At 60.2% G+C, this 19,445-nt stretch carries 19 protein-coding genes and 1 tRNA gene; 11 read left to right on the top strand and 9 right to left on the bottom strand.

Annotation, left to right across the window (positions count from 1 at the left end):
• Positions 1–190 precede the first annotated feature (190 nt).
• Genes ACN0WV_RS01425 through ACN0WV_RS01415 form a run of 3 tightly spaced genes read left to right on the top strand, consistent with a single transcriptional unit; the run spans position 191 to position 3,460 of the window.
• A complete protein-coding gene (locus ACN0WV_RS01425; protein WP_417603219.1) occupies positions 191–1,210 on the top strand; it encodes an ABC transporter ATP-binding protein in 1,020 nt (339 codons plus the stop codon).
• The gene (locus tag ACN0WV_RS01420) at positions 1,203–2,213 is read left to right on the top strand and encodes an ABC transporter ATP-binding protein (RefSeq protein WP_417603217.1); all 1,011 of its coding nucleotides are present in this window, start codon (positions 1,203–1,205) and stop codon (positions 2,211–2,213) included. The genes ACN0WV_RS01425 and ACN0WV_RS01420 overlap by 8 nt, the downstream gene beginning before the upstream one ends.
• Positions 2,210–3,460 carry a sulfatase family protein gene (locus tag ACN0WV_RS01415; RefSeq protein ID WP_417603215.1) on the top strand — a complete coding sequence of 417 codons (1,251 nt, stop codon included), beginning with the start codon at positions 2,210–2,212 and terminating at the stop codon, positions 3,458–3,460. The genes ACN0WV_RS01420 and ACN0WV_RS01415 overlap by 4 nt, the downstream gene beginning before the upstream one ends.
• A gap of 350 nt (positions 3,461–3,810) precedes the next feature.
• On the opposite strand, the gene ACN0WV_RS01410 is transcribed toward ACN0WV_RS01415, so the two are convergent.
• From ACN0WV_RS01410 to ACN0WV_RS01400, 3 genes are all read right to left on the bottom strand, one after another.
• Positions 3,811–3,896: transfer RNA gene (locus tag ACN0WV_RS01410), tRNA-Leu, on the bottom strand.
• 77 nt (positions 3,897–3,973) lie between these two features.
• Positions 3,974–4,780, bottom strand: coding sequence for a metallophosphoesterase family protein (locus tag ACN0WV_RS01405; RefSeq protein WP_084352275.1), 807 nt, complete (start codon positions 4,778–4,780; stop codon positions 3,974–3,976).
• Positions 4,777–5,688, bottom strand: a complete 912-nt coding sequence (locus ACN0WV_RS01400) for a diacylglycerol/lipid kinase family protein (RefSeq protein ID WP_417603817.1) — start codon at positions 5,686–5,688, stop codon at positions 4,777–4,779. The genes ACN0WV_RS01405 and ACN0WV_RS01400 overlap by 4 nt, the downstream gene beginning before the upstream one ends.
• A gap of 148 nt (positions 5,689–5,836) precedes the next feature.
• On the opposite strand from ACN0WV_RS01400, the gene lipB reads away from it, so the two are divergent.
• Entirely contained in the window at positions 5,837–6,517 is a 681-nt protein-coding gene (gene lipB, locus ACN0WV_RS01395) for a lipoyl(octanoyl) transferase LipB (protein ID WP_417603212.1), read from the top strand.
• A 144-nt stretch (positions 6,518–6,661) separates the two neighbouring features.
• Here the strand turns inward: lipB and ACN0WV_RS01390 are convergent, their stop codons facing one another.
• A complete protein-coding gene (locus tag ACN0WV_RS01390) occupies positions 6,662–6,895 on the bottom strand; it encodes a hypothetical protein (protein WP_417603210.1) in 234 nt (77 codons plus the stop codon).
• A gap of 297 nt (positions 6,896–7,192) precedes the next feature.
• Between ACN0WV_RS01390 and ctaD the strand changes: the two genes are divergently transcribed.
• The 3 genes from ctaD to ACN0WV_RS01375 all read left to right on the top strand — a co-directional run bounded on the left by ctaD (position 7,193) and on the right by ACN0WV_RS01375 (position 10,530).
• Positions 7,193–8,866, top strand: coding sequence for a cytochrome c oxidase subunit I (ctaD, locus tag ACN0WV_RS01385; protein ID WP_417603208.1), 1,674 nt, complete (start codon positions 7,193–7,195; stop codon positions 8,864–8,866).
• Positions 8,867–9,109: 243 nt separating this feature from the next.
• Positions 9,110–9,616, top strand: coding sequence for a DUF2244 domain-containing protein (locus ACN0WV_RS01380; RefSeq protein WP_417603816.1), 507 nt, complete (start codon positions 9,110–9,112; stop codon positions 9,614–9,616).
• 2 nt (positions 9,617–9,618) lie between these two features.
• Positions 9,619–10,530 carry a hypothetical protein gene (locus tag ACN0WV_RS01375; protein WP_417603206.1) on the top strand — a complete coding sequence of 304 codons (912 nt, stop codon included), beginning with the start codon at positions 9,619–9,621 and terminating at the stop codon, positions 10,528–10,530.
• A 34-nt stretch (positions 10,531–10,564) separates the two neighbouring features.
• Here the strand turns inward: ACN0WV_RS01375 and ACN0WV_RS01370 are convergent, their stop codons facing one another.
• On the bottom strand, positions 10,565–11,026 hold the full coding sequence (locus ACN0WV_RS01370) for a GatB/YqeY domain-containing protein (protein ID WP_084352287.1): 462 nt from the start codon (positions 11,024–11,026) through the stop codon (positions 10,565–10,567).
• A 185-nt stretch (positions 11,027–11,211) separates the two neighbouring features.
• Between ACN0WV_RS01370 and carA the strand changes: the two genes are divergently transcribed.
• Entirely contained in the window at positions 11,212–12,366 is a 1,155-nt protein-coding gene (gene carA, locus ACN0WV_RS01365; protein WP_417603204.1) for a glutamine-hydrolyzing carbamoyl-phosphate synthase small subunit, read from the top strand.
• Between the two features lie 86 nt (positions 12,367–12,452).
• A complete protein-coding gene (locus ACN0WV_RS01360) occupies positions 12,453–14,354 on the top strand; it encodes a glycosyltransferase family 2 protein (protein ID WP_417603202.1) in 1,902 nt (633 codons plus the stop codon).
• 82 nt (positions 14,355–14,436) lie between these two features.
• Here the strand turns inward: ACN0WV_RS01360 and ACN0WV_RS01355 are convergent, their stop codons facing one another.
• Positions 14,437–15,087, bottom strand: coding sequence for a GntR family transcriptional regulator (locus tag ACN0WV_RS01355; protein ID WP_417603200.1), 651 nt, complete (start codon positions 15,085–15,087; stop codon positions 14,437–14,439).
• 99 nt (positions 15,088–15,186) lie between these two features.
• On the opposite strand from ACN0WV_RS01355, the gene ACN0WV_RS01350 reads away from it, so the two are divergent.
• Together ACN0WV_RS01350 and ACN0WV_RS01345 are read left to right on the top strand one after the other, a co-directional pair.
• Positions 15,187–15,831 carry a pyrimidine 5'-nucleotidase gene (locus tag ACN0WV_RS01350; RefSeq protein WP_084352296.1) on the top strand — a complete coding sequence of 215 codons (645 nt, stop codon included), beginning with the start codon at positions 15,187–15,189 and terminating at the stop codon, positions 15,829–15,831.
• Between the two features lie 85 nt (positions 15,832–15,916).
• Positions 15,917–17,113, top strand: a complete 1,197-nt coding sequence (locus tag ACN0WV_RS01345) for a UbiH/UbiF family hydroxylase (protein WP_417603198.1) — start codon at positions 15,917–15,919, stop codon at positions 17,111–17,113.
• Between the two features lie 132 nt (positions 17,114–17,245).
• Here the strand turns inward: ACN0WV_RS01345 and ACN0WV_RS01340 are convergent, their stop codons facing one another.
• The 3 genes from ACN0WV_RS01340 to ACN0WV_RS01330 form a co-directional block, all read right to left on the bottom strand.
• Positions 17,246–18,382: an aminotransferase class V-fold PLP-dependent enzyme gene (locus tag ACN0WV_RS01340; RefSeq protein WP_417603196.1), complete on the bottom strand. Its 1,137-nt coding sequence runs from the start codon at positions 18,380–18,382 to the stop codon at positions 17,246–17,248.
• Positions 18,383–18,470: 88 nt separating this feature from the next.
• Positions 18,471–18,929, bottom strand: coding sequence for an Lrp/AsnC family transcriptional regulator (locus ACN0WV_RS01335; RefSeq protein ID WP_417603194.1), 459 nt, complete (start codon positions 18,927–18,929; stop codon positions 18,471–18,473).
• Complete coding sequence (locus ACN0WV_RS01330) at positions 18,926–19,381, bottom strand: Lrp/AsnC family transcriptional regulator (protein WP_417603192.1); 456 nt, start codon at positions 19,379–19,381, stop codon at positions 18,926–18,928. Before ACN0WV_RS01330 ends, ACN0WV_RS01335 begins: the two co-directional genes overlap by 4 nt.
• Between the last annotated feature and the right edge of the window lie 64 nt (positions 19,382–19,445).

Here is a 19,445-nt window from a genome sequence, read left to right as displayed (position 1 = left end):
TTGTTTGCCCCAGCAGGCCCATCCGCGCCATGTCGGCAGCTTTCCGGATCAATGACCGAAAAACGCCGCCGCTTGTGCAGGGATCGCACACGTTGACTCGCATTTTTCGGATTGTATAAACGTATACGAAGATCGCAAGCTGCTATTTTGTAACGCGTCTTTTCTTGCGGCTATGTGCATAATGGCCGACATGCAGATTCGGAGATCCGACATGGCGGTCGCGCCTTTGCTTTCGGTCCGCGGACTAAGTGTCAGCTATGGCGGCGCGGCGCTGGTTGAGGGAGTCGAACTGGACCTGATGATGGGCAAGACCCACGGGCTGGTCGGAGAGTCAGGCAGTGGAAAATCAGTCTCGGCAATGGCGATCATGCGCCTGCTTGAGCCCAAGCAATTCCGCGTAGAGGCACAGCGCATCACCTTTGACGGGCGCGAGTTGCCCTCACTTGGCACACATGAGATGCGCCGCGTGCGCGGGGCAGAAATCTCGATGATCTTTCAGGAGCCCATGACCGCGCTGAACCCGGTGCTGCCGGTGGGCGAACAAATCGTGGAAACCTTGCGCGTGCATCAGAAGCTGGATCGCGCCACGGCCCGGAAACGAGCACTGGAAATGCTGGAATGGGTCCGCATCCCCGCAGCCGACAGGCGGATCGACGAATACCCTCATCAGCTATCCGGTGGGATGCGGCAGCGTGTGATGATCGCCATCGCCATCGCCTGCCAGCCCAAACTGTTGATCGCGGATGAGCCGACGACGGCACTGGATGTGACCATCCAGGCGCAGATCCTTGAATTGCTGCACGAGTTGCAACGCGAGTTGGGAATGGGCATCCTGCTGATCACACATGATCTGGGCGTGGTTGCAGGCTATGCCGATAATGTCTCGGTGATGTATGCTGGCCGGATCATCGAGTCCGGGACAACGTCACAGATCTTCGAACACGCGCTGCACCCTTATACACAAGGCCTCTTGCGCAGCCATCCGCCGGTGGATCGTGATGTGGACGAATTGCCAACCATCCCCGGCACCGTACCGCAACCGCATGAACGGCCCAATGGCTGCCGGTTTGGTCCGCGTTGCGCGCATTTTCGTCAGATCTGCGACCAGACTGATCCGCGCCTGATGGGCTTTGAGGCCCGCCATCGCGCCGCCTGCATACGGCCCAAAGACTACCTCTTTGACGGTCCGCTGGAGGTTAGTGATGGATGATCGCGCCATACCCTTTCTGCGTGTCAGCAACCTGACAAAGCACTTTCAGGTCGGGCGTGGCGGGCTGCTTGGGCGCAAACGTCCGGTCGTGCGGGCGGTGGATAACGTATCTTTTTCAATAGCGCGCGGCGAGACGCTGGCCGTGGTCGGGGAATCCGGCTGCGGCAAGACCACCCTCGGCCGTCTGGTGCTGCGCCTGATCGAGGCTGACTCCGGACAGATAGAGATTGCGGGAACCGAGATTCGCGGCCTGGATCATCGAGCCATGCAAGAATTCCGCCGCCGCGTGCAGATCGTCATTCAGGATCCCTTCGGCTCGCTCAACCCGCGTATGCTGATCGGACAGGCGATCATGGAACCGCTGGACATTCATTCTGTCGGCACCGCCAAAGCGCGGCGGGCGCGTCTTGCCGAACTGCTTGACCTTGTCGGCCTGCCCCAGAGTTTCGCCGCGCGCTTCCCCCACCAGCTATCGGGCGGTCAGCGCCAGCGCGTTGGCATTGCCCGCGCGCTTGCCTTGGAAACCGATCTGCTGATCTGCGACGAAGCCGTTTCGGCCCTTGATGTCAGCGTACAGGCGCAAATCGTCAACCTGTTGCAAAAGCTCAAGCACGAGCGCCAATTGACCTATCTGTTCATCAGCCATGACATGGCGATCGTCCGCCACATCGCCGACCATGTTGCCGTGATGTATCTGGGCGAGATTGTCGAGATCGCGCCCAAGGCGCAACTTTTTGCACACCCCGCCCATCCCTACACCCAGGCTTTGCTGAAATCCGTACCGCGCGCCCGTGTCCATGAACGCCCCGAACTTGCCATCAAGGGCGACATTCCCAGCCCCATCGACCCGCCGTCGGGCTGCCGCTTTCACACCCGCTGCCCGCATGTGATGGGGATATGCCGAAGCACGCCCCCCGCGCGAACGACTGTTGGCCCGGACCACAGCGCCAACTGCCACCTGCTGGCCCAAGCCCTGCCCGCCGCAAAAGGACAGACCGCATGACCAAACCGCCCAATATCGTCGTGATCTTCTCCGACCAGCACCGCGCCGATGCAATGGGCTGCGCAGGCAGCGCGTTCGTTCAGACACCCAACCTAGACCGACTGGCGGCAGAGGGCGTCAGGTTTCAGAACGCCTATACCCCCTGGCCCGTCTGCACCCCCGCCCGCGCGACCATGTGGACCGGCGTCTACCCGCATGCGCATCAGATCATCGACAATGTCTACGGCATCGACAACGCGTTTCAGAGCGTCGGCGCGGTCAAACGAACAGTCTTCGACCAGTTACAGGATGCGGGCTACCTGACCGCGCATTTCGGCAAATGGCATCTGGGCGAAGGCCACCCGCCGTTCTTCGACATCTGGGAAGAAAGCTTTAACAGCCGTGTCGGACATTGGGTTGGCGGACGGCTGGACGGACAATACCGGCCCACCTTGCAGACCGATGCCTGTATCGGTTTTCTGCGAGATCAGGCACAGGCGGACAGTGACCAACCCTTCGTCATGGTCCAAAGCTACTACCCGCCCCATGACCCATTCACTGCGCCCGCGCGTTTCTACGAACCCTATCGCCATAAGGGCGTGCCCTTCGCGGGCTATTATGCCGCCGTCACCGCACTCGACCATGAGATCGGGCGGATTCTGGACACGCTGGAGGCCACAGGGCTGCGCGAAAACACCGTTGTCCTGTATTACTCCGACCACGGCGAGACCTTCCGCTACCGGGCCGAGGGCGAGCATAAATTCGTCTGCACCGACGATTCAATCCGCATCCCGATGCTGATCTCATGGCCCGGCACGATTGCCGCCGGTGCCGTGCGGTCGGACCTGGTGGGGTTGCAGGATCTAACGCCAACCTTACTGGATTTTGCCGGCGCGCCACCGCTGGACCAATGCCACGGGCACAGTCTCAAACCCTTGCTCGATGGCATACCTGCCCCGGACTGGCGGCGCGGTTTTTACGTTCAGAACATCACCCATGTCAGCGCACTGCACCAACGCGCCTGGCTGTCTGAAGGATGGAAACTCATCGCATCGGATGATGGCAACCACGAGCTTTACAACCGACATGCCGACCCCGAGGAAGAGCTGAACCTTTTCATCACGCCGCGTTCCGATCCAGGTTTCGACCGCTACACCCATTATCCGTCTTATCGACCCGTGATTGAAACGATGCTGCGGGACGCGCGGGAATTTGCGCAGCGCATCGACGATGCGGAGGGCCTCGCGATTCTGGAAATGGCGGCCTGACGCGAGACGGGACTGTTTGTCGGCGCTTCCCGGTCGCATCATTGGTTAAGATGGCAGTCTCGTCCCGGACCTGGCCCCGATAGAAAATCGCTGCCGCGCCACCCCGCACGTCCCGCTCGGGATACAAAATCACTTTTTTCAATTAATGGGCGTCGCCAGAGAAATCCCAGATTGGCCGAAAATTTCATACGTCTGACCCGTTTGTAACTTCGCGATCATTCCTTACGCTCAAGTCACACGCGATAAAGCGTATATTACACATTTTCATTGGGGCTTGTCGCTCGATCTTCGCCCAACCTCGTCGGACCAGAATGATCTTGCCGGAAGGCACCACCTTACCTGGGTGGTGATGGTGCGGTCGAGAAGACTCGAACTTCCACGGGTGTTACCCCACAGCGACCTCAACGCTGCGCGTCTACCATTCCGCCACGACCGCACATGATCAGGTAGTGACGCGCCGTATATCCAAGCCCGCGCGCGATGTGAAGGGCATTTTTGCGCAAAATCCACCGATCATCTGCAAAGCTGCCAGGTTCCGTCAGTTTTCTCATATATCTGGCGTGAAATTCGACTGAAATCCTGCACACCAAGGTCTGCGGTGTGACGTTCCACCGTTAGACGCTTTCCGTCTATTTCCAGTAGGTTGAGGTCGTTCGGCTCGCCTCTTACACGACTGGACAGACCAGTGCCTGCCTGAAGCAGCAAGATGCCCTCGGCGTCGCGCAGAATCCGCGTGCTCCATGTGTGCAGGTGTCCGCACAGAACGATATCCGCACCACAGCTGTTCAGCTCTCGCAAGCCGACTTCGGCATTGCGCATCGGGCGTTTATGGGTGTCCGGTTGATGTTCGGGCGGATGGTGCATCATCACGATGCCCAAGCGGTCGTCGCGGCGTCCATCAGGGCCGCACAGCAGATGATTGCAGACCCGGCGCAGGCTGGTCCGACGCAGCTTGCCACGCTGCCATGCACGGGAATCGGCGGTATTGATGCCGTTAACAAGAACATCGTCCGATTGCCAACAAGGCTCCAGATCGCGGGCGATGTGCTTGCGAAAGCGCGACCACGGCCACAAAAAACGTACAAGAAGGTTATCAAGCGGCGTGTCGTGATTGCCCGGCACCGACAGCACTTGCGGTGACAAGCGGTCAATAAAGGCCCGCGCGTCCTTGAACTGGCTATGGCGGGCACGCTGCGTCAAATCGCCGGACAGCAGAACAAGGGCCGCCCCTGACCCGTTGATGAAGCGCACCAAGGGATCCAGAAGTTCTGGCCGGTCCTTGCCGAAATGCAGGTCCGAGATATGAACGATGCGCGTCATGCCGGAGCGATCACCCGCAACGCATCATCCCGCAGCCGAAAATTGAACGGTCCGCTCATCGGAAAGCGTTCGCCGTCCATGGCGATCACATGGCTCGGTTGCAGCGTTTCAATCTGGATGTCATGTCCGCAGATCAGCTCGAAGTCACGCTGTGGGTCCATCCCCCTGCGTGCAAGCTTCAACGCGCCGATCAACAGTTGCATACGCGTACTGTCAGGTGCCAAAAACAGCGCGAACCCACCGTCCCGGATACATTCGGCCCCGTCCAGCCCAAAATGTTCCAGTTGGAATGCGCTCCGTGCCACAAAGGCCAGCGGAGTCTTGGCGCGGTGGACCTTGCCATCCACGGTGACTTTCATCCTCAGGGGGGAATGGAACGTGGCAAAGGCACGCAGCACCGACCAATGTGCCGCCAGTTGCGATCTGCCCCAGCGTCTGTAGGTGCCTTCGCGCTCCTTCAACACCTCGGGATAAACCCCAAGACTGGCATTGTTGACGAAAGGCCGACCATTCACCTCGCCAAGCGTGAAAGCACGCGACTGCCCGTCCGCAATCAGATCTATCGCTTCATCGATCTGTTCCGGGATACCCAGCCCCCGCGCAACAAAGTTAAACGTCCCTTGCGGAATGATGCCCATCGTGCGTCCGGACCCGGCCAGCTGTCCGGCAATGCCCGAGATCGTGCCATCCCCGCCCGCAGCAACAATTGTACGAAACCCGTCCTTCATGGCCCGGCGACAGGTATCGGCAAGCAGATTGCCGCCGTCCATCTTGCGAAGTTCAAACATGCCGGGATGGCGCGCAAAGGCGGTTTTCAACGCCGCCATCGTGGCATCGGTTTCCCCTCGTCCAGACGACGCATTAAGGAGGACACAGACGTCTGCGGCAGGCTTGCCGTCCGGTCCCATTTTCATTGTCGCCTCATGCGTTGACACCGGTGCTCTCCTGCCATGCTGTACATCCAACGCCACGGAGCGTTATGGGTTCCTTTTTGTTCTGGCCTTCAATAAGAGTTGATCGGCAATTTCGGCAGGTCGCCACAGCGGAGCGCAACAAATGGTCGACTGGATCACCACCGATGGGCTGACTGATTACGAAGAGGCGGTCGCCTTCATGGAAGCCCGCGTCGCAGCCATTGCGGCGGGGATTGCCGACGAATGCGTCTGGCTGCTGGAGCATCCACCGCTTTACACAGCGGGGACATCGGCCAAACCCGAAGACCTGACCGATCCGGACCGCTTCCCCGTCTACCAGTCCAAACGCGGCGGACAGTATACCTATCACGGACCAGGCCAGCGTGTGGCGTATGTCATGCTAGATGTCGGACGCCGCGGACGGGACGTGCGCCAATTCGTCAAGACGCTGGAAAACTGGGTTATCGCAACATTGGACGAATTCAACCTGCGCGGCCACATCCGCAACGGTCGGGTCGGCGTCTGGATCGAGCGCGACGACAAACCGTTGACTGCCACCGGTGCCAAACAGGAAGACAAGATCGCCGCCATCGGCATCCGCTTGCGCAAATGGGTCAGCTTTCACGGCATTTCGATCAATGTAGAGCCCGAGCTTGATGATTTCAGTGGCATCGTGCCCTGCGGCATCACCGAACATGGCGTGACCAGCCTGGTTGATCTGGGCTTGCCGGTGACCATGGCAGATCTCGACGTCGCCCTTCAGCACAGTTTTGACACCGTGGTGGGCGAGATCCCCGGCCGCCAAGGTCAGCACCGCATTTGAACGGCCCGCACCGGCAGAAAAAGAAAAGGCGCATCCCGCGATGCGCCTTTTACCTTCATGTGAAATCAGAAACGTTCAAAGGGTGCTTGAAAAGGTCTTGGTTGTAAGATCGGGAACAGGATAAATCTGTTGTCGAAATGTCTTTCAGGCAAAAACGTGCCAAAGAATGTCAGCGCGTCGCAGGCCAAGCCGCGCCAATGCGTCATCGTCCAGTGCCCGCAACCGTTCGACTTCGGTCCTGAGGGCATCGTGGCGTTCGTCAAACGGCGTTCTCAAAGAAAATCGCAGGGCGTGAAGAAAACCAACCAATCGAGCAGGCATCCATATGGAGAAGGGCCGCGATACCGGCTTCAGACTGTCCTGATACGTCATCGTCATTCTTCTCCCTTGGGTCAGGCCCGGTTTGGTCCGGACCCGGAGGTTGTGGCAGCAACCTGCGTTAACATTACAATAACAAGTGCCCGCATTAACCGACAGTCAGGTATTCCTGACTGTCGCATGTACTGGCGCAAGGGAATCCATGCCCTTCGCCAGACCCGCCTGCGACAAAAATGTTTGATCTGCGTCAAAGTCTGACATTGCCCATGCCGCCACCGCATTCTAAAACGTGCATAGATTATCGGGGCGAGTGCGGGCTGTGCGCGCCCCTGTCACCATACCAGCAGGAGGCAAGACATGGCTGACGCCGCCATTCACGGCCACGAACACGAGGACGAGCGCGGTTTTTTCACGCGTTGGTTCATGTCGACGAACCACAAGGATATCGGGATACTCTACCTGATCGTTTCCGGCCTTGCGGGATTCATCTCGGTGGCATTCACCGTCTACATGCGGTTGGAGCTTATGGATCCGGGCGTGCAATACATGTGCATGGAAGGCGCGCGGCTGATTGCTGCGGCAGCCGGCGAATGTACGCCCAACGGACATTTGTGGAACGTGCTGATCACCGGCCACGGCATCCTGATGATGTTCTTCGTGGTTATTCCGGCCCTGTTCGGCGGTTTCGGCAACTATCTGATGCCGTTGCAGATCGGGGCGCCCGACATGGCGTTCCCGCGTCTCAACAACCTGTCCTTCTGGCTTTATGTCGCGGGCACCTCGCTGGCAGTCTGTTCGCTGCTGGCCCCTGGTGGCAACGGTCAGGCCGGTTCCGGCGTCGGCTGGGTGCTTTACCCGCCCCTGTCGGTCCGCGAAGGCGGCATGTCGATGGATCTGGCGATTTTTGCGGTTCACGTGTCGGGTGCAAGCTCGATCCTGGGTGCCATCAACATGATCACCACCTTCCTGAACATGCGTGCCCCCGGCATGACCCTCTTCAAGGTGCCGCTGTTCTCGTGGTCAATCTTCGTCACCGCCTGGCTGATTCTTCTGGCGCTGCCGGTTCTGGCCGGTGCCATCACCATGCTGCTGACAGACCGCAACTTCGGGACCACCTTCTTTGATCCTGCGGGCGGCGGCGACCCGATCCTCTACCAGCACATCCTGTGGTTCTTCGGTCACCCTGAAGTGTACATCGTGATCCTGCCCGGTTTCGGTATCATCAGCCACGTCATCGCGACCTTCGCCCGCAAGCCGATCTTCGGCTACCTGCCGATGGTCTGGGCACTTATCGCGATTGGCGCACTGGGCTTCGTTGTCTGGGCCCACCACATGTATACCGTCGGCATGTCGCTGACCCAGCAAAGCTACTTTATGCTGGCGACGATGGTCATCGCGGTGCCGACAGGGGTCAAGATCTTCTCGTGGATCGCAACCATGTGGGGCGGGTCGATCGACTTCAAGACACCGATGCTCTGGGCGTTCGGCTTCCTGTTCCTGTTCACCGTCGGTGGCGTGACAGGCATTGTTCTCAGCCAGGCAGGCGTCGACCGCGCCTATCATGACACCTACTACGTTGTGGCGCATTTCCACTATGTGATGAGCCTGGGTGCCGTGTTCGCGATCTTTGCGGGGATCTATTTCTACTTCCCCAAATTCACCGGCAAGATGTATCCTGAATGGGCAGGCAAGCTGCACTTCTGGGCCTTCTTCATCGGCGCGAACCTGACCTTCTTCCCGCAGCACTTCCTGGGCCGTCAGGGCATGCCGCGCCGCTATATCGACTATCCAGAGGCGTTCGCCACATGGAACGCAGTGTCGAGCTGGGGTGCCTTCCTGTCCTTCGCGTCCTTCGTGTTCTTCATCGGTGTCATGGTCTACTCTCTGCGTTCTGGACCGAAATGCACCGCAGCGAATCCCTGGAACGAATATGCCGATACGCTGGAATGGACCCTGCCCAGCCCGCCGCCCGAGCATACGTTCGAGATCCTTCCGAAGCAGGAAGACTGGGACAAGGGCCACGCGCATTAGTGGCAGCGCCCGACTGAGGCAATCGAAGGGCCCCGGACTTGATCCGGGGCCTTTTGCGTTTTGAGTCTCAATCCTGCACCCCCTGATATTTCAGGACATCAGGGCACCGCCCGCCCTGCGCCGGACGCGTCGAGCCTACACCCTCACTGCGCGCCGCCAGCAGTCCAGGCCAACGGGTGCGGCAGAATGCCCATCGACTTTGCGACACTTAACATCACGCTCAAACGTATTATTCTTGGCTCCATGCCCTATTCTTGGTCAGAAAATCCGCGCCCCACAGCCGAGACCGTACTGCGTCTCTGGCCGCACAACTCGCTTCCGCGCAAAGGATTCGCGGCGTTCATCCTCGCAACCTTTTTGCTGATCAGCATGCCACTCTTCGGTCTTTTGGGGACGGTTCTGCTTTGGGGCCTTCTGCCTTTTGGCATGCTTGCCCTTGCGGGTTTGTGGTACGCCCTGCGTCGCAACGAGGCTGATCGCGAGATTCTCGAAACCTTGACGATCGGCGCGGACAGCATGCACCTGGTACGGAAAAATCCGCGCGGCGCAGAGCAGGAATGGCAGTGCAATCCGTACTGGGCAAAGTTGACCATGCATCCCCAAAATGGCCCGGTGCCGCATTACATCACCCTCTCCGGTGCGGGACGCGAGGTTGAAATCGGCGCGTTTCTAAGCGAAAACGAAAGAATGGCGCTTTACTCCGAACTCACAGACCGGATGCGACGCATCACGTCGTCTCAGAAAGATTAGTCATGGCGCAGGCCCCGGCCTCTCCGAAATTGAAACGCGCGGCTCTGCTGGCGGCGGCGGCGGTCGTGGGTCCAAAGCGGGCCGGTGGAGGCGAGGCGCAGGCCGCGTCCGAACGTGCTGCGCTGCGTCTCAGGGCACCGGCACAAGGACACGAATGGGCCGCTCCGCAACAGGTGGTGTTCCTGATCCCGCTGGTCGGACAGGATCATGTCGGAGATTGGCAAGCTGTGGTGCTGCGGCTCCGCCTTACGCTAAGCAGTCTGATCGCGCAGGACAATCCAAACTGGTGCGCTGTGATCTGCTGTCAGCAACGCCCCGCCCTGCCCGACGATCCGCGCATAAGCTACCTGCCCTTCGACGACCCGGCACCCGGTAATGACAAATGGCGCAAGCTCGCCTGTCTGTACGATCACTTGCCAAGCCTCGACATCAACTCGGGCTATGCCATGAGCTTTGATGCGGACGATCTGTTGCGCCAGGGCACCGTGGCAGAAATGCTGAGCCGGAACGTCAAAGGCGGCTATCTCGTGCAAGCCGGCTATGTGATGGATGCCAGAACGGGCGCGGTGGGGCTGGCAGATGCACCGGATCTAAGGCAACCCTTGCGCAAACCGTTCTGGAAGCTCTGCGGATCCTGCGCCGCGTTGCGGTTCGATCTGTCTTTGCCCGGCATGGTGGACTTTCTGCGCGAGATGACCCAGCACGAACATCGCATGTTTCCCTACCTTGCCCGTTTGGCCGGACAAAGATTGCAGCCGCTATCGCGACCTTCGGTGCTTTATGTGCTGAACCACGGCGAAAACTTCGGTGCCCGCAGAGGGCGTGTCGGGTTCAAGACCCGTTTCGTTGTCCGTTTTCAAATAGACGATCCCACCGAACTGGCAGCGATCAAGGCCGATTTCCCCGCCCTCTAATCATAAGGGCACCAGATCAGCCTGCGCAGCGCCGCTAGGCTGACAGGCGTTGCTTGACCATCGGGCCGACGGCACCAAAATCCATTTGTCCAGTATACTTGCTTTTCAGCACGGCCATGACCCGGCCCATATCACGGATTGAATCTGCGCCAACTTCCGACATTGCATCGTTGACGGCCTTCTCGACGTCTTTGTCGGACAGTTTGCGTGGCAGAAATTCCTCGATCACTTCTATCTCGGCCAGTTCCCGCTCTGCCAGATCCACGCGGCCACCCTCTTCGTAGGTGCGTGCGCTTTCCTGCCGTTGCTTTACCATTTTTCCAAGGATCGCAAGCACTTCGGAATCAGGCACCCCGTCATCTCCGCCTTCGCTTCGGGCCGCAATGTCCTTGTCCTTGATTGCCGCATTGACCAGGCGCAGGGTCGAAAGTCGCATGGTCGCCTTGTCCCGCATCGCTTGTTTCATGGCGGAGTTGACCCGCGTACGAAGTTCCATTGTCGATCCCATCCCCATGGTTTACGCGAAATCTGAAGATACCTAATCGACGCCCAAGGCGCAACCGCTCGTTATTTCTTATAACCTACTGAATTAAAACAATATCATCTTGCCTCTTGCCACTTGACCACCGTCGCCAGCCCCCGTAGGTTCGCGCAAATCCACGCCAGAGAAAGAGTCGCGCCATGGTCTCCTCGTCCCATGCCAAGCCCACCGCCTGCCTCGCGCTTGCGGATGGAACGGTTTTTTACGGTCAAGGCTTTGGCGCGACCGGCGTCACGGTGGCAGAGCTGTGCTTCAACACCGCCATGACCGGCTATCAGGAAATCATGACCGATCCCTCCTATGCCGGGCAGGTCGTCACCTTCACCTTCCCGCATGTCGGCAATGTCGGGGTCAACCCTGACGATGACGAAACTGCGGATCCGGTCGCCGCTGGCATGGTTGTGAAATGGATGCCCACGCAATCCTCCAACTGGCGCGCTGTTCAAGAACTGGGCGATTGGCTGGCAGCGCGCGGACGCATTGCGATCGGCGGCGTTGATACGCGGCGGCTGACCCGTGCGATCCGCCAGCAAGGCGCGCCGCATGTCGCACTGGCGCATGATCCGGACGGCAATTTCGACACCGAGGCGCTGGTCGCCCAGGCGCGCGGGTTTGCCGGGCTTGAAGGTGTTGACCTGGCCCGTGATGTGACCTGCGCACAAAGTTATCGCTGGGATGAGATGCGGTGGGCATGGCCCGATGGCTATGCCAAACAAGAGTCACCGCGCCACAAGGTTGTTGCGGTGGATTACGGTGCCAAGCGCAATATCCTGCGCTGTCTCGCCTCTGCGGGCTGCGATGTGACCGTCCTGCCCGCCACCGCCACCGCCGAGGAGATCATGGCGCATGAACCGGACGGTGTGTTCCTGTCCAACGGTCCCGGCGATCCGGCAGCGACCGGGGAATATGCCGTGCCGATGATCAAATCCCTGCTGGAGCAGCCTGATCTGCCGATCTTTGGCATCTGTCTGGGCCACCAGATGCTGGCACTGGCGCTTGGCGCACAGACCGTCAAGATGAACCACGGCCATCACGGTGCCAACCACCCCGTGAAGGATTACACCACTGACAAGGTCGAGATCACCTCGATGAACCACGGATTTGCCGTCGACAGCCAGACCTTCCCGGAAGGTGTGGAAGAGACGCATGTTTCGTTGTTTGACGGGTCCAATTGCGGTTTGCGTGTAAAGGACCGTCCGGTGTTCTCTGTTCAGCATCACCCCGAGGCCAGCCCCGGACCGCAGGACAGTTTTTACCTTTTCGAACGGTTTACGGACTACATGTCCGCCCGGTGAAAGCCATTCTCTAAAGGCCGGTTAAGCCTCCCTTAAGTTTCTACCGCCAAAACTTGGACGGTAGAAACCAGGGTGGCGGCTCAGCGATGAGTGAACCGAAGCTAGACCTTTCACGCGCGGAGCTTCCGGTTCAGCACGGTCGCCCAGTGGGGCAAATGCTGCTGGAGGCAGGCGCGCTGGAAACCGGCGACCTGTTGAATGCGCTTGCAGAAAAAGGTCGCAGCGGCGCAAGGATTGCGCGCATCTGCGAGGCTGATGCCTTGGCGGATCCGTCGCAGATCGTGGCCGCGCAAGCGCGTCACTGGGGCGTCATGGCGCTTGACCGGGACGATCAGCCGCCCGATCCCGACTTACGTGACATGCTCAGCGCTGAATTCTGTCTGGAACATCTGGTCCTGCCTTGGCTGCGCATCGGCAAGACATTGGTGATTGCCACCGCCCGCCCCGATGCGTTCGAAACCCTGCGCACGCGTCTTCCCGACGGTATCGGCTCGGTCCAAATGGCTGTGACCCACGAGGCCGACATCCATGCGGAGATTGCCGCGCGTCATGGCGCTGCCCTGATGCACGCGGCCGAAACGCGCGTCCGTGCCGACGAAAGCTGCCGGGACCTTGCCCTGATGACATGTCCCAGGGCCATTCTTGCCGGTCTACTGGGGCTTGGGGCGCTTTCGTTGCTTGCACTCATGCCGGGGCTGTTTTTCGCCTGTCTCGCAAGCTGGGCGATCGTCGCATTGATCCTGTCGGGCTTGTTGAAAGGCGCAGCGTTTGTCGCGCAGTTCCGCCACAGGCCGGTTCATCGTCACGACCCACCACCATTCCCATGGCCGACCGTTTCAGTAATGGTGCCATTATATCATGAGGATGATATTGCCGGAACGCTGGTCAAGCGGCTGTCACGACTAACCTATCCGCGCGCATTGCTGGATGTGGTACTGGTGCTGGAAGCCAAGGATGACCGCACGCGCAAGGCACTGGTTCCGGCGCTGCTGCCACCCTGGATGCGGGTAATCGAAGTCCCCGACGGCAGTGTCACCACCAAACCGCGCGCGCTGAACTACGCGCTGGGATTCTGTCGGGGCGAGATTGTCGGCATATACGATGCCGAGGATGCCCCCGCCCCTGACCAACTTGATCGGGTGGTGGCGCATTTCAACCGTGCCCCCGCAAAGACCGCCTGCCTTCAGGGCATTCTCGATTTCTACAACCCGCGCGCCAACTGGCTGTCGCGCTGCTTTTCCATCGAATATGCAAGCTGGTTCCGTATCCTGCTCCCCGGCTTCGCACGTCTGGGCTTCGCGATTCCCTTGGGCGGCACAACAGTGTTCTTCCGCCGCAAGGCATTGGAACATGTCGGCGGATGGGATGCCCATAACGTCACCGAAGATGCCGATCTTGGTTTCCGGCTGGCGCGCTACGGCTATCAAACCGAACTTTTGGCCTCGGTCACACGCGAGGAAGCCAACAACCGGTTCTGGCCCTGGGTCAAACAACGCTCGCGCTGGCTCAAGGGATACATGATCACATATCTCACGCATATGCGCTCTCCCCGCAAACTCTGGCGGACGTTGGGACCGTGGAAGTTCGCCGGTTTTCAGGTGTTTTTCCTGACCACGATCAGCCAGTTTCTGCTGGCACCGATCATGTGGTCCTTCTGGCTGGTGCTCTTCGGCATGCCGCATCCGATGTCCGCGCTTCTGGACAATGCGGGATTGCGGGTACTCACCGGCATTTTTCTGGCATCCGAGGCATTGGCGATTGTCATCGGACTTGCCGCAGTTGCGCGAACGCGACATCGCGGGTTGTGGATGTGGGTGCCTACTTTGTTGATCTACTACATGATGGGCTGGCTTGCCGCGACGAAGGCCGCCTATGAGCTGCTTGTCCGGCCTTTTTACTGGGACAAGACCGCCCATGGTCATTCCCCCCCCGATGCCGGCCAAGATACCCCGTCCAGGTCAGCCCAAAAAACAGGCGCGGCACGCTGAATTGACCAAGACGGAAACGCATGTAATTGTCGAAACCAACGGTCTTTCCACGCTGTCGGCACCGGGGCGACTCGTCAATCGGTTACTCGTCTGCCAACCCCTGACTGTCCTGTTTCAGCCGTGTCACGAAAGCCGCTGAAATATGGTCGCGTAACGCCGCGTAGGCCGCGTCCTCATCGCGCCGGGCAATCGCATCGACAATCGCCAGATGCTCTTCAAGCGCATTCGCGCCCCGGCCCTGTGCCGCCAACGAGGTCGTCGCCATCAGCGCCATCGACCGGTAGACCAGATCAAGCTGCTGAACCAGATAACGGTTATGAGAAGTCAGGTGGATCTGCTTGTGGAAGCGCCGATTGGTGCGCGCCAGTGCCGCCGGATCCGACAGCAGCGCGCGATCTTCGATCACCATATCGCGCAGGACCTGCACTTCTTCTTCGGTTGCATGTCGCGCAGCCAGCCGCGCGGCCAGCCCTTCAAGCTCTGTGCGCACGACATAAAGTTCTGCCATCTGGTTATGATCGAGTGACGCCACGATCAGGCTGCGCCCATCGCGCGCCAACAGGGATTGCGTTTCAAGCCGCTGCAACGCTTCGCGAATCGGCGTCCGGGAAACGCCGAACCGATCTGCCAGATCGCTTTCCACCAACCGGTCGCCTGGGCGAAACACGCCAACGTCGATCGCATCGAGGATCAACGAATAGGCATCCTTTTGCGGCGGTTTAATCTGGTTCATGGCGCGATCTTATCCTCCGGGAATGCGCGTCAGGATAACCGCTCGCCGCAAGCAAGGCCACCCATTGCGCGCCTCAGTGCGGACCATTACATTTGCCCGATGACACGCGCCGCCTTCTCTCATATCCGCCAATGGGTGTTCGATCTGGACAACACCCTGTATCCGCCCGCCGCCCGACTTTTCGAGCAGATCGAAACGCGGATGACGTCTTTCGTGATGTCGGCACTTGGAGTCGAGCAGGACCGCGCCAACCATCTGCGCAAACATTACTGGGCAACATATGGCACGACGCTGGCCGGGTTGATGCGTGAACATCAGGTCGATCCCGGCCCCTATCTGACACAGGTTCACGACATTTCCTTCGACAGCCTTCAGCCTGATCCATATCTTTGCGAAACCATTGCGCGCCTGCCCGGCCGCAAGATCGTCTATACCAATGGCACCGCACCCTATGCCGCACAGGTGCTCAAGGCCCGCGGTCTGGAGGCCGCGTTCGATGCGATCTATGGCGTCGAAGAGGCCGGATTTCTGCCCAAGCCCGAACGCGCCGCCTTCGAGGCCGTGTTCGCGATGGATGGCATCACCCCAAGCGCCGCCGCGATGTTCGAAGACGACCCGCGCAACCTTGCCGAACCTCATGCGATGGGCATGCGGACGGTTCATGTCGCGCCGGAGCGGCTGGAGGCACCACATATCCAGCATCACACCGGGGATCTGGCCGCATTTCTGGCACGGCTGACCTAGCGCCGCGCGACCAAAAGCCTGATCTGTCGCATGGATGGCCCCTTCCCTCCGCGCTAGGTTCGCACACGGCAAGACGGAGGCGCATATGGACTACGATATTGTTATCAGCGGCGGCGGAATTGCCGGCCTTGTGGCGGCTGCCGGATTCGGGCAAGCCGGATTTTCTGTGCTATGCGTTGATCCCGCAGCGCCGATAACTGACCGCGATGCCGCCGGATCGGACCTGCGCAGCACCGCATTTTTGCAACCGGCCCAGACCTTTCTGGACCGGATCGGGCTTTGGGACAGGCTCGCGCCCCATGCCACGCCCTTGCAGGTAATGCGCATCGTCGATGCAGGCGGCCCAGCACCAGAGCCGCGCCTCATCAAGGAATTTGACGCCGCAGATATTTCCGACAAGCCCTTTGGATGGAACCTGCCAAACTGGCTGCTGCGCCGCGAAATCCTTGCGACGCTGAAAGATCTGCCCAATGTCGAATTTCGTCCCGGCATCGGCGCCACTGTCCTGTTCACCCGGATGGCAGAGGCACGCGTCACGCTCAGCGATGGCAATCGCATCCGCACCCGGTTGGTGATTGCCGCCGACGGACGCAATTCTCCGATGCGCGCGGCGGCGGGTATCCGGTCACACACCACCCGTTTCGGCCAAAAAGCACTGGCCTTCGCCGTCACGCACCCGATCCCGCATGGCAATGTCTCCACCGAAATCCACCGCACCGGCGGGCCTTTCACGCTGGTCCCCCTGCCCGATTGGGAAGGCCGCCCCTCTTCCGCCATTGTCTGGATGGAGGAAGGCCCGAAAGCCAAGGCGCTGATGGAATTGGACAACCAGGCTTTCGAAGAAGAGATGAGCGCACGATCGTGCCACCTGTTCGGACCGCTGAAGCTGAATTCACGCCGGACGATCTGGCCGATCATCAGTCAAAAGGCCGAACGGCTGGCCTCGGAACGGCTGGCACTGGTGGCCGAAGCCGCGCATGTCGTGCCACCCATCGGTGCGCAGGGCCTGAACATGAGCCTGACCGACATCAGCACCCTGCTTGATCTGGCCGAAGCAGCACCAGAATCGCTGGGCAGTTCAACGATGCTGGACAGCTATCATAACGCCCGCATCGGCGACATTCGCGCCCGCGTCGCCGGGATCACGCTGCTCAACCGCACGTCCATGCTGGCGAATCCGCTTCTGCGCAACGCACGGGCCGCCGGGCTTGGCGCGCTTTACGATCTCAAACCGCTCCGGCAATCCGTGATGCAACTGGGCCTGGGTGCCCGTCAGGGTTAAGCGCCCCGTTCACGGTCCTGCGCCGGGGGAGGTCGCCTTGGCGACCGGGGGCGCAAGCCCCTGCTGCGTGCGAACGCGAACTTTCCGGCGCGCCCCGCCAAGGGGCGCACCTTGCGGTCAAACCCGGCAGCCTCAGGTCTTCGCCAGAACTGCGTCCAGCGCCGTTTCCAGCCGTGCGACGGTGGCATCGACATCCGCCAGCTTATCCAGTCCGAAAAGCCCCAGACGGAAGGTCGAAAACCCCTCAGGCTCGTCGCATTGTAACGGCACGCCTGCCGCGATCTGCACGCCCTCGGCGACAAAGGCCTTGCCCGACTGGATGTCCGGCGACCCGGTGTAGCTGACCACAACACCCGGCGCGGCAAAACCGTCCGCCGCAACCGAGGCAATCCCGCGCGCAGCCAGCGCCGCTCGAACCTTTGTCCCCAGATCCCATTGCGCGTCCCGCATCTTCGCGAAACCCAGTCGTTTGGTCTCTGTCATCGTGTCACGGAAGGCGCGCAGACCATCGGTGGGCAATGTCGCGTGATAGGCATGACCGCCGCCCTCATAGGCCTGCATGATCTGCCGCCATTTTTTCAGATCAATGGCAAAGCTGTCCGACGTGGTCTCGGCCATCCGCGCCTCGGCCCGTTCCGACAGCATCACCAGCCCCGCGCAAGGCGTCGAGGACCAACCCTTTTGCGGTGCCGAGATCAGCACGTCCACGCCCGTCGCCTTCATATCGACCCAGATGCAACCCGACGCGATGCAATCCAGCACCATCAGCGCGCCGACCTCATGTGCCGCTTTCGCCATCTGCCGAATATAATCGTCAGGTAGGATCACACCCGAGGATGTCTCGACATGCGGTGCAAAGACAATATCCGGCCGGTCAGCACGGATGCGGGCAACTACTTCGTCGATCGGCGCGGGTGCAAACGGGGCCTGTGTTTCGTTGCCCATGCGACGCGCCTTCATCACGGTCGTGTCATTGGCAATGCCGGACGCGTCGAAAATCTGGCTCCAGCGGAACGAAAACCAGCCATTGCGCACCACCAGTACCTTGGCGTCCTGCCCGAACTGGCGCGCCACGGCCTCCATCCCGAAAGTGCCGCCACCGGGCACCAGCGCCACGCCATCGGCATTATACACCTCGCGCAGCATCTCCGAGATGTCCCGCATCACCTGCTGGAACACTTTCGACATATGGTTGAGCGACCGATCGGTGAAGACAACCGAGAATTCAAGCAACCCGTCGGGATCGACGGTATCTAGCAAAGCAGCCATTTTTGGACCTCCATAGCGTTACCACTAGCGCTAGCAAGTCGCGCCCGGAATGGCAAAGCCTACCTGCGCCTTGCGTGCGGCTACACCGTCAACCCAGCGGGCCGGGCCGTCTTTCCTCACTCAGCAACACATTGGCATCGACACTGCCCACCCCCGGCAAGGTCATCAGCCGCCGTCGCAACACGCGCTCGAAATCAGGAATGTCGCGCGCCACCACCCGCAAGCGATAATCATACATGCCCAACACATGTTCGACCGTCTGCACCTCGGGGATGGCCGCGACAGCGCGTTCGAAATCCTCAAGGCTGACGCGGCCCTTGGTCGCCAGCTTGACCCCCAGAAACACCGTCACACTGAATCCAAGTGCCGCCTTGTCCAGATCCAGCCGCACGCCGCGAAACACACCCGCCTCGCGCAATCGCTTGATCCGCCGCCACGCGGCAGGCTGCGACAAGCCGAATTGCCGGCCAAGGGCACCTGCACTGGCCTGCGCATCTTGCGCAAGGGCGCGGATCAACCCGCGATCAATCTCGTCCAGCTCCATCATAAGGGCAGCGTTTTATCCGTTTTCAGCCGCGCCACATGCATCAGCGCATCCAGATCCGAGATATGCGGCAAGGTCAGGATGCGGCTGCGATAGACGTCCTGATAATGCCCCATGTCGCGCGCGATCACCGAGAGGCGCACATCGACCTGCCCCAGAAAGGTCTGGATCTCGATCACTTCGGGAACCTCGCGCGCCGCCTCGATAAAATCGTCAAAAGCGCGGGGCTGTGTCTTGTCCAACGTCACGCGCAAGCTGACCTCGACCGTGTAGCCCAGCACCGGCCAGTTGATCTCTGCCCGCGCGCCGCGCAGCACCCCGCGTGCGCGCATCCTCTCCAACCGGCGCGCCAATGTGCTGGACGTGACCCCTGCCCGATCAGCCAGATCGGCCGCGGCCGTTTCCGGCGCGGCCTGAAAGTGCCGCAGAATGCGTCTATCAATATCGTCGAGCATGATTTTTTCGCACTTACCCAGATTGACGAATGGAACCTCCTACAATTCGCAAAATATCGCGAAT

It is taken from the genome of Primorskyibacter flagellatus (assembly GCF_048268605.1).
In the GTDB taxonomy this organism is placed as follows: Bacteria; Pseudomonadota; Alphaproteobacteria; order Rhodobacterales; family Rhodobacteraceae; genus Primorskyibacter; species Primorskyibacter flagellatus.
This window is presented reverse-complemented; position numbering and strand designations above follow the sequence as displayed.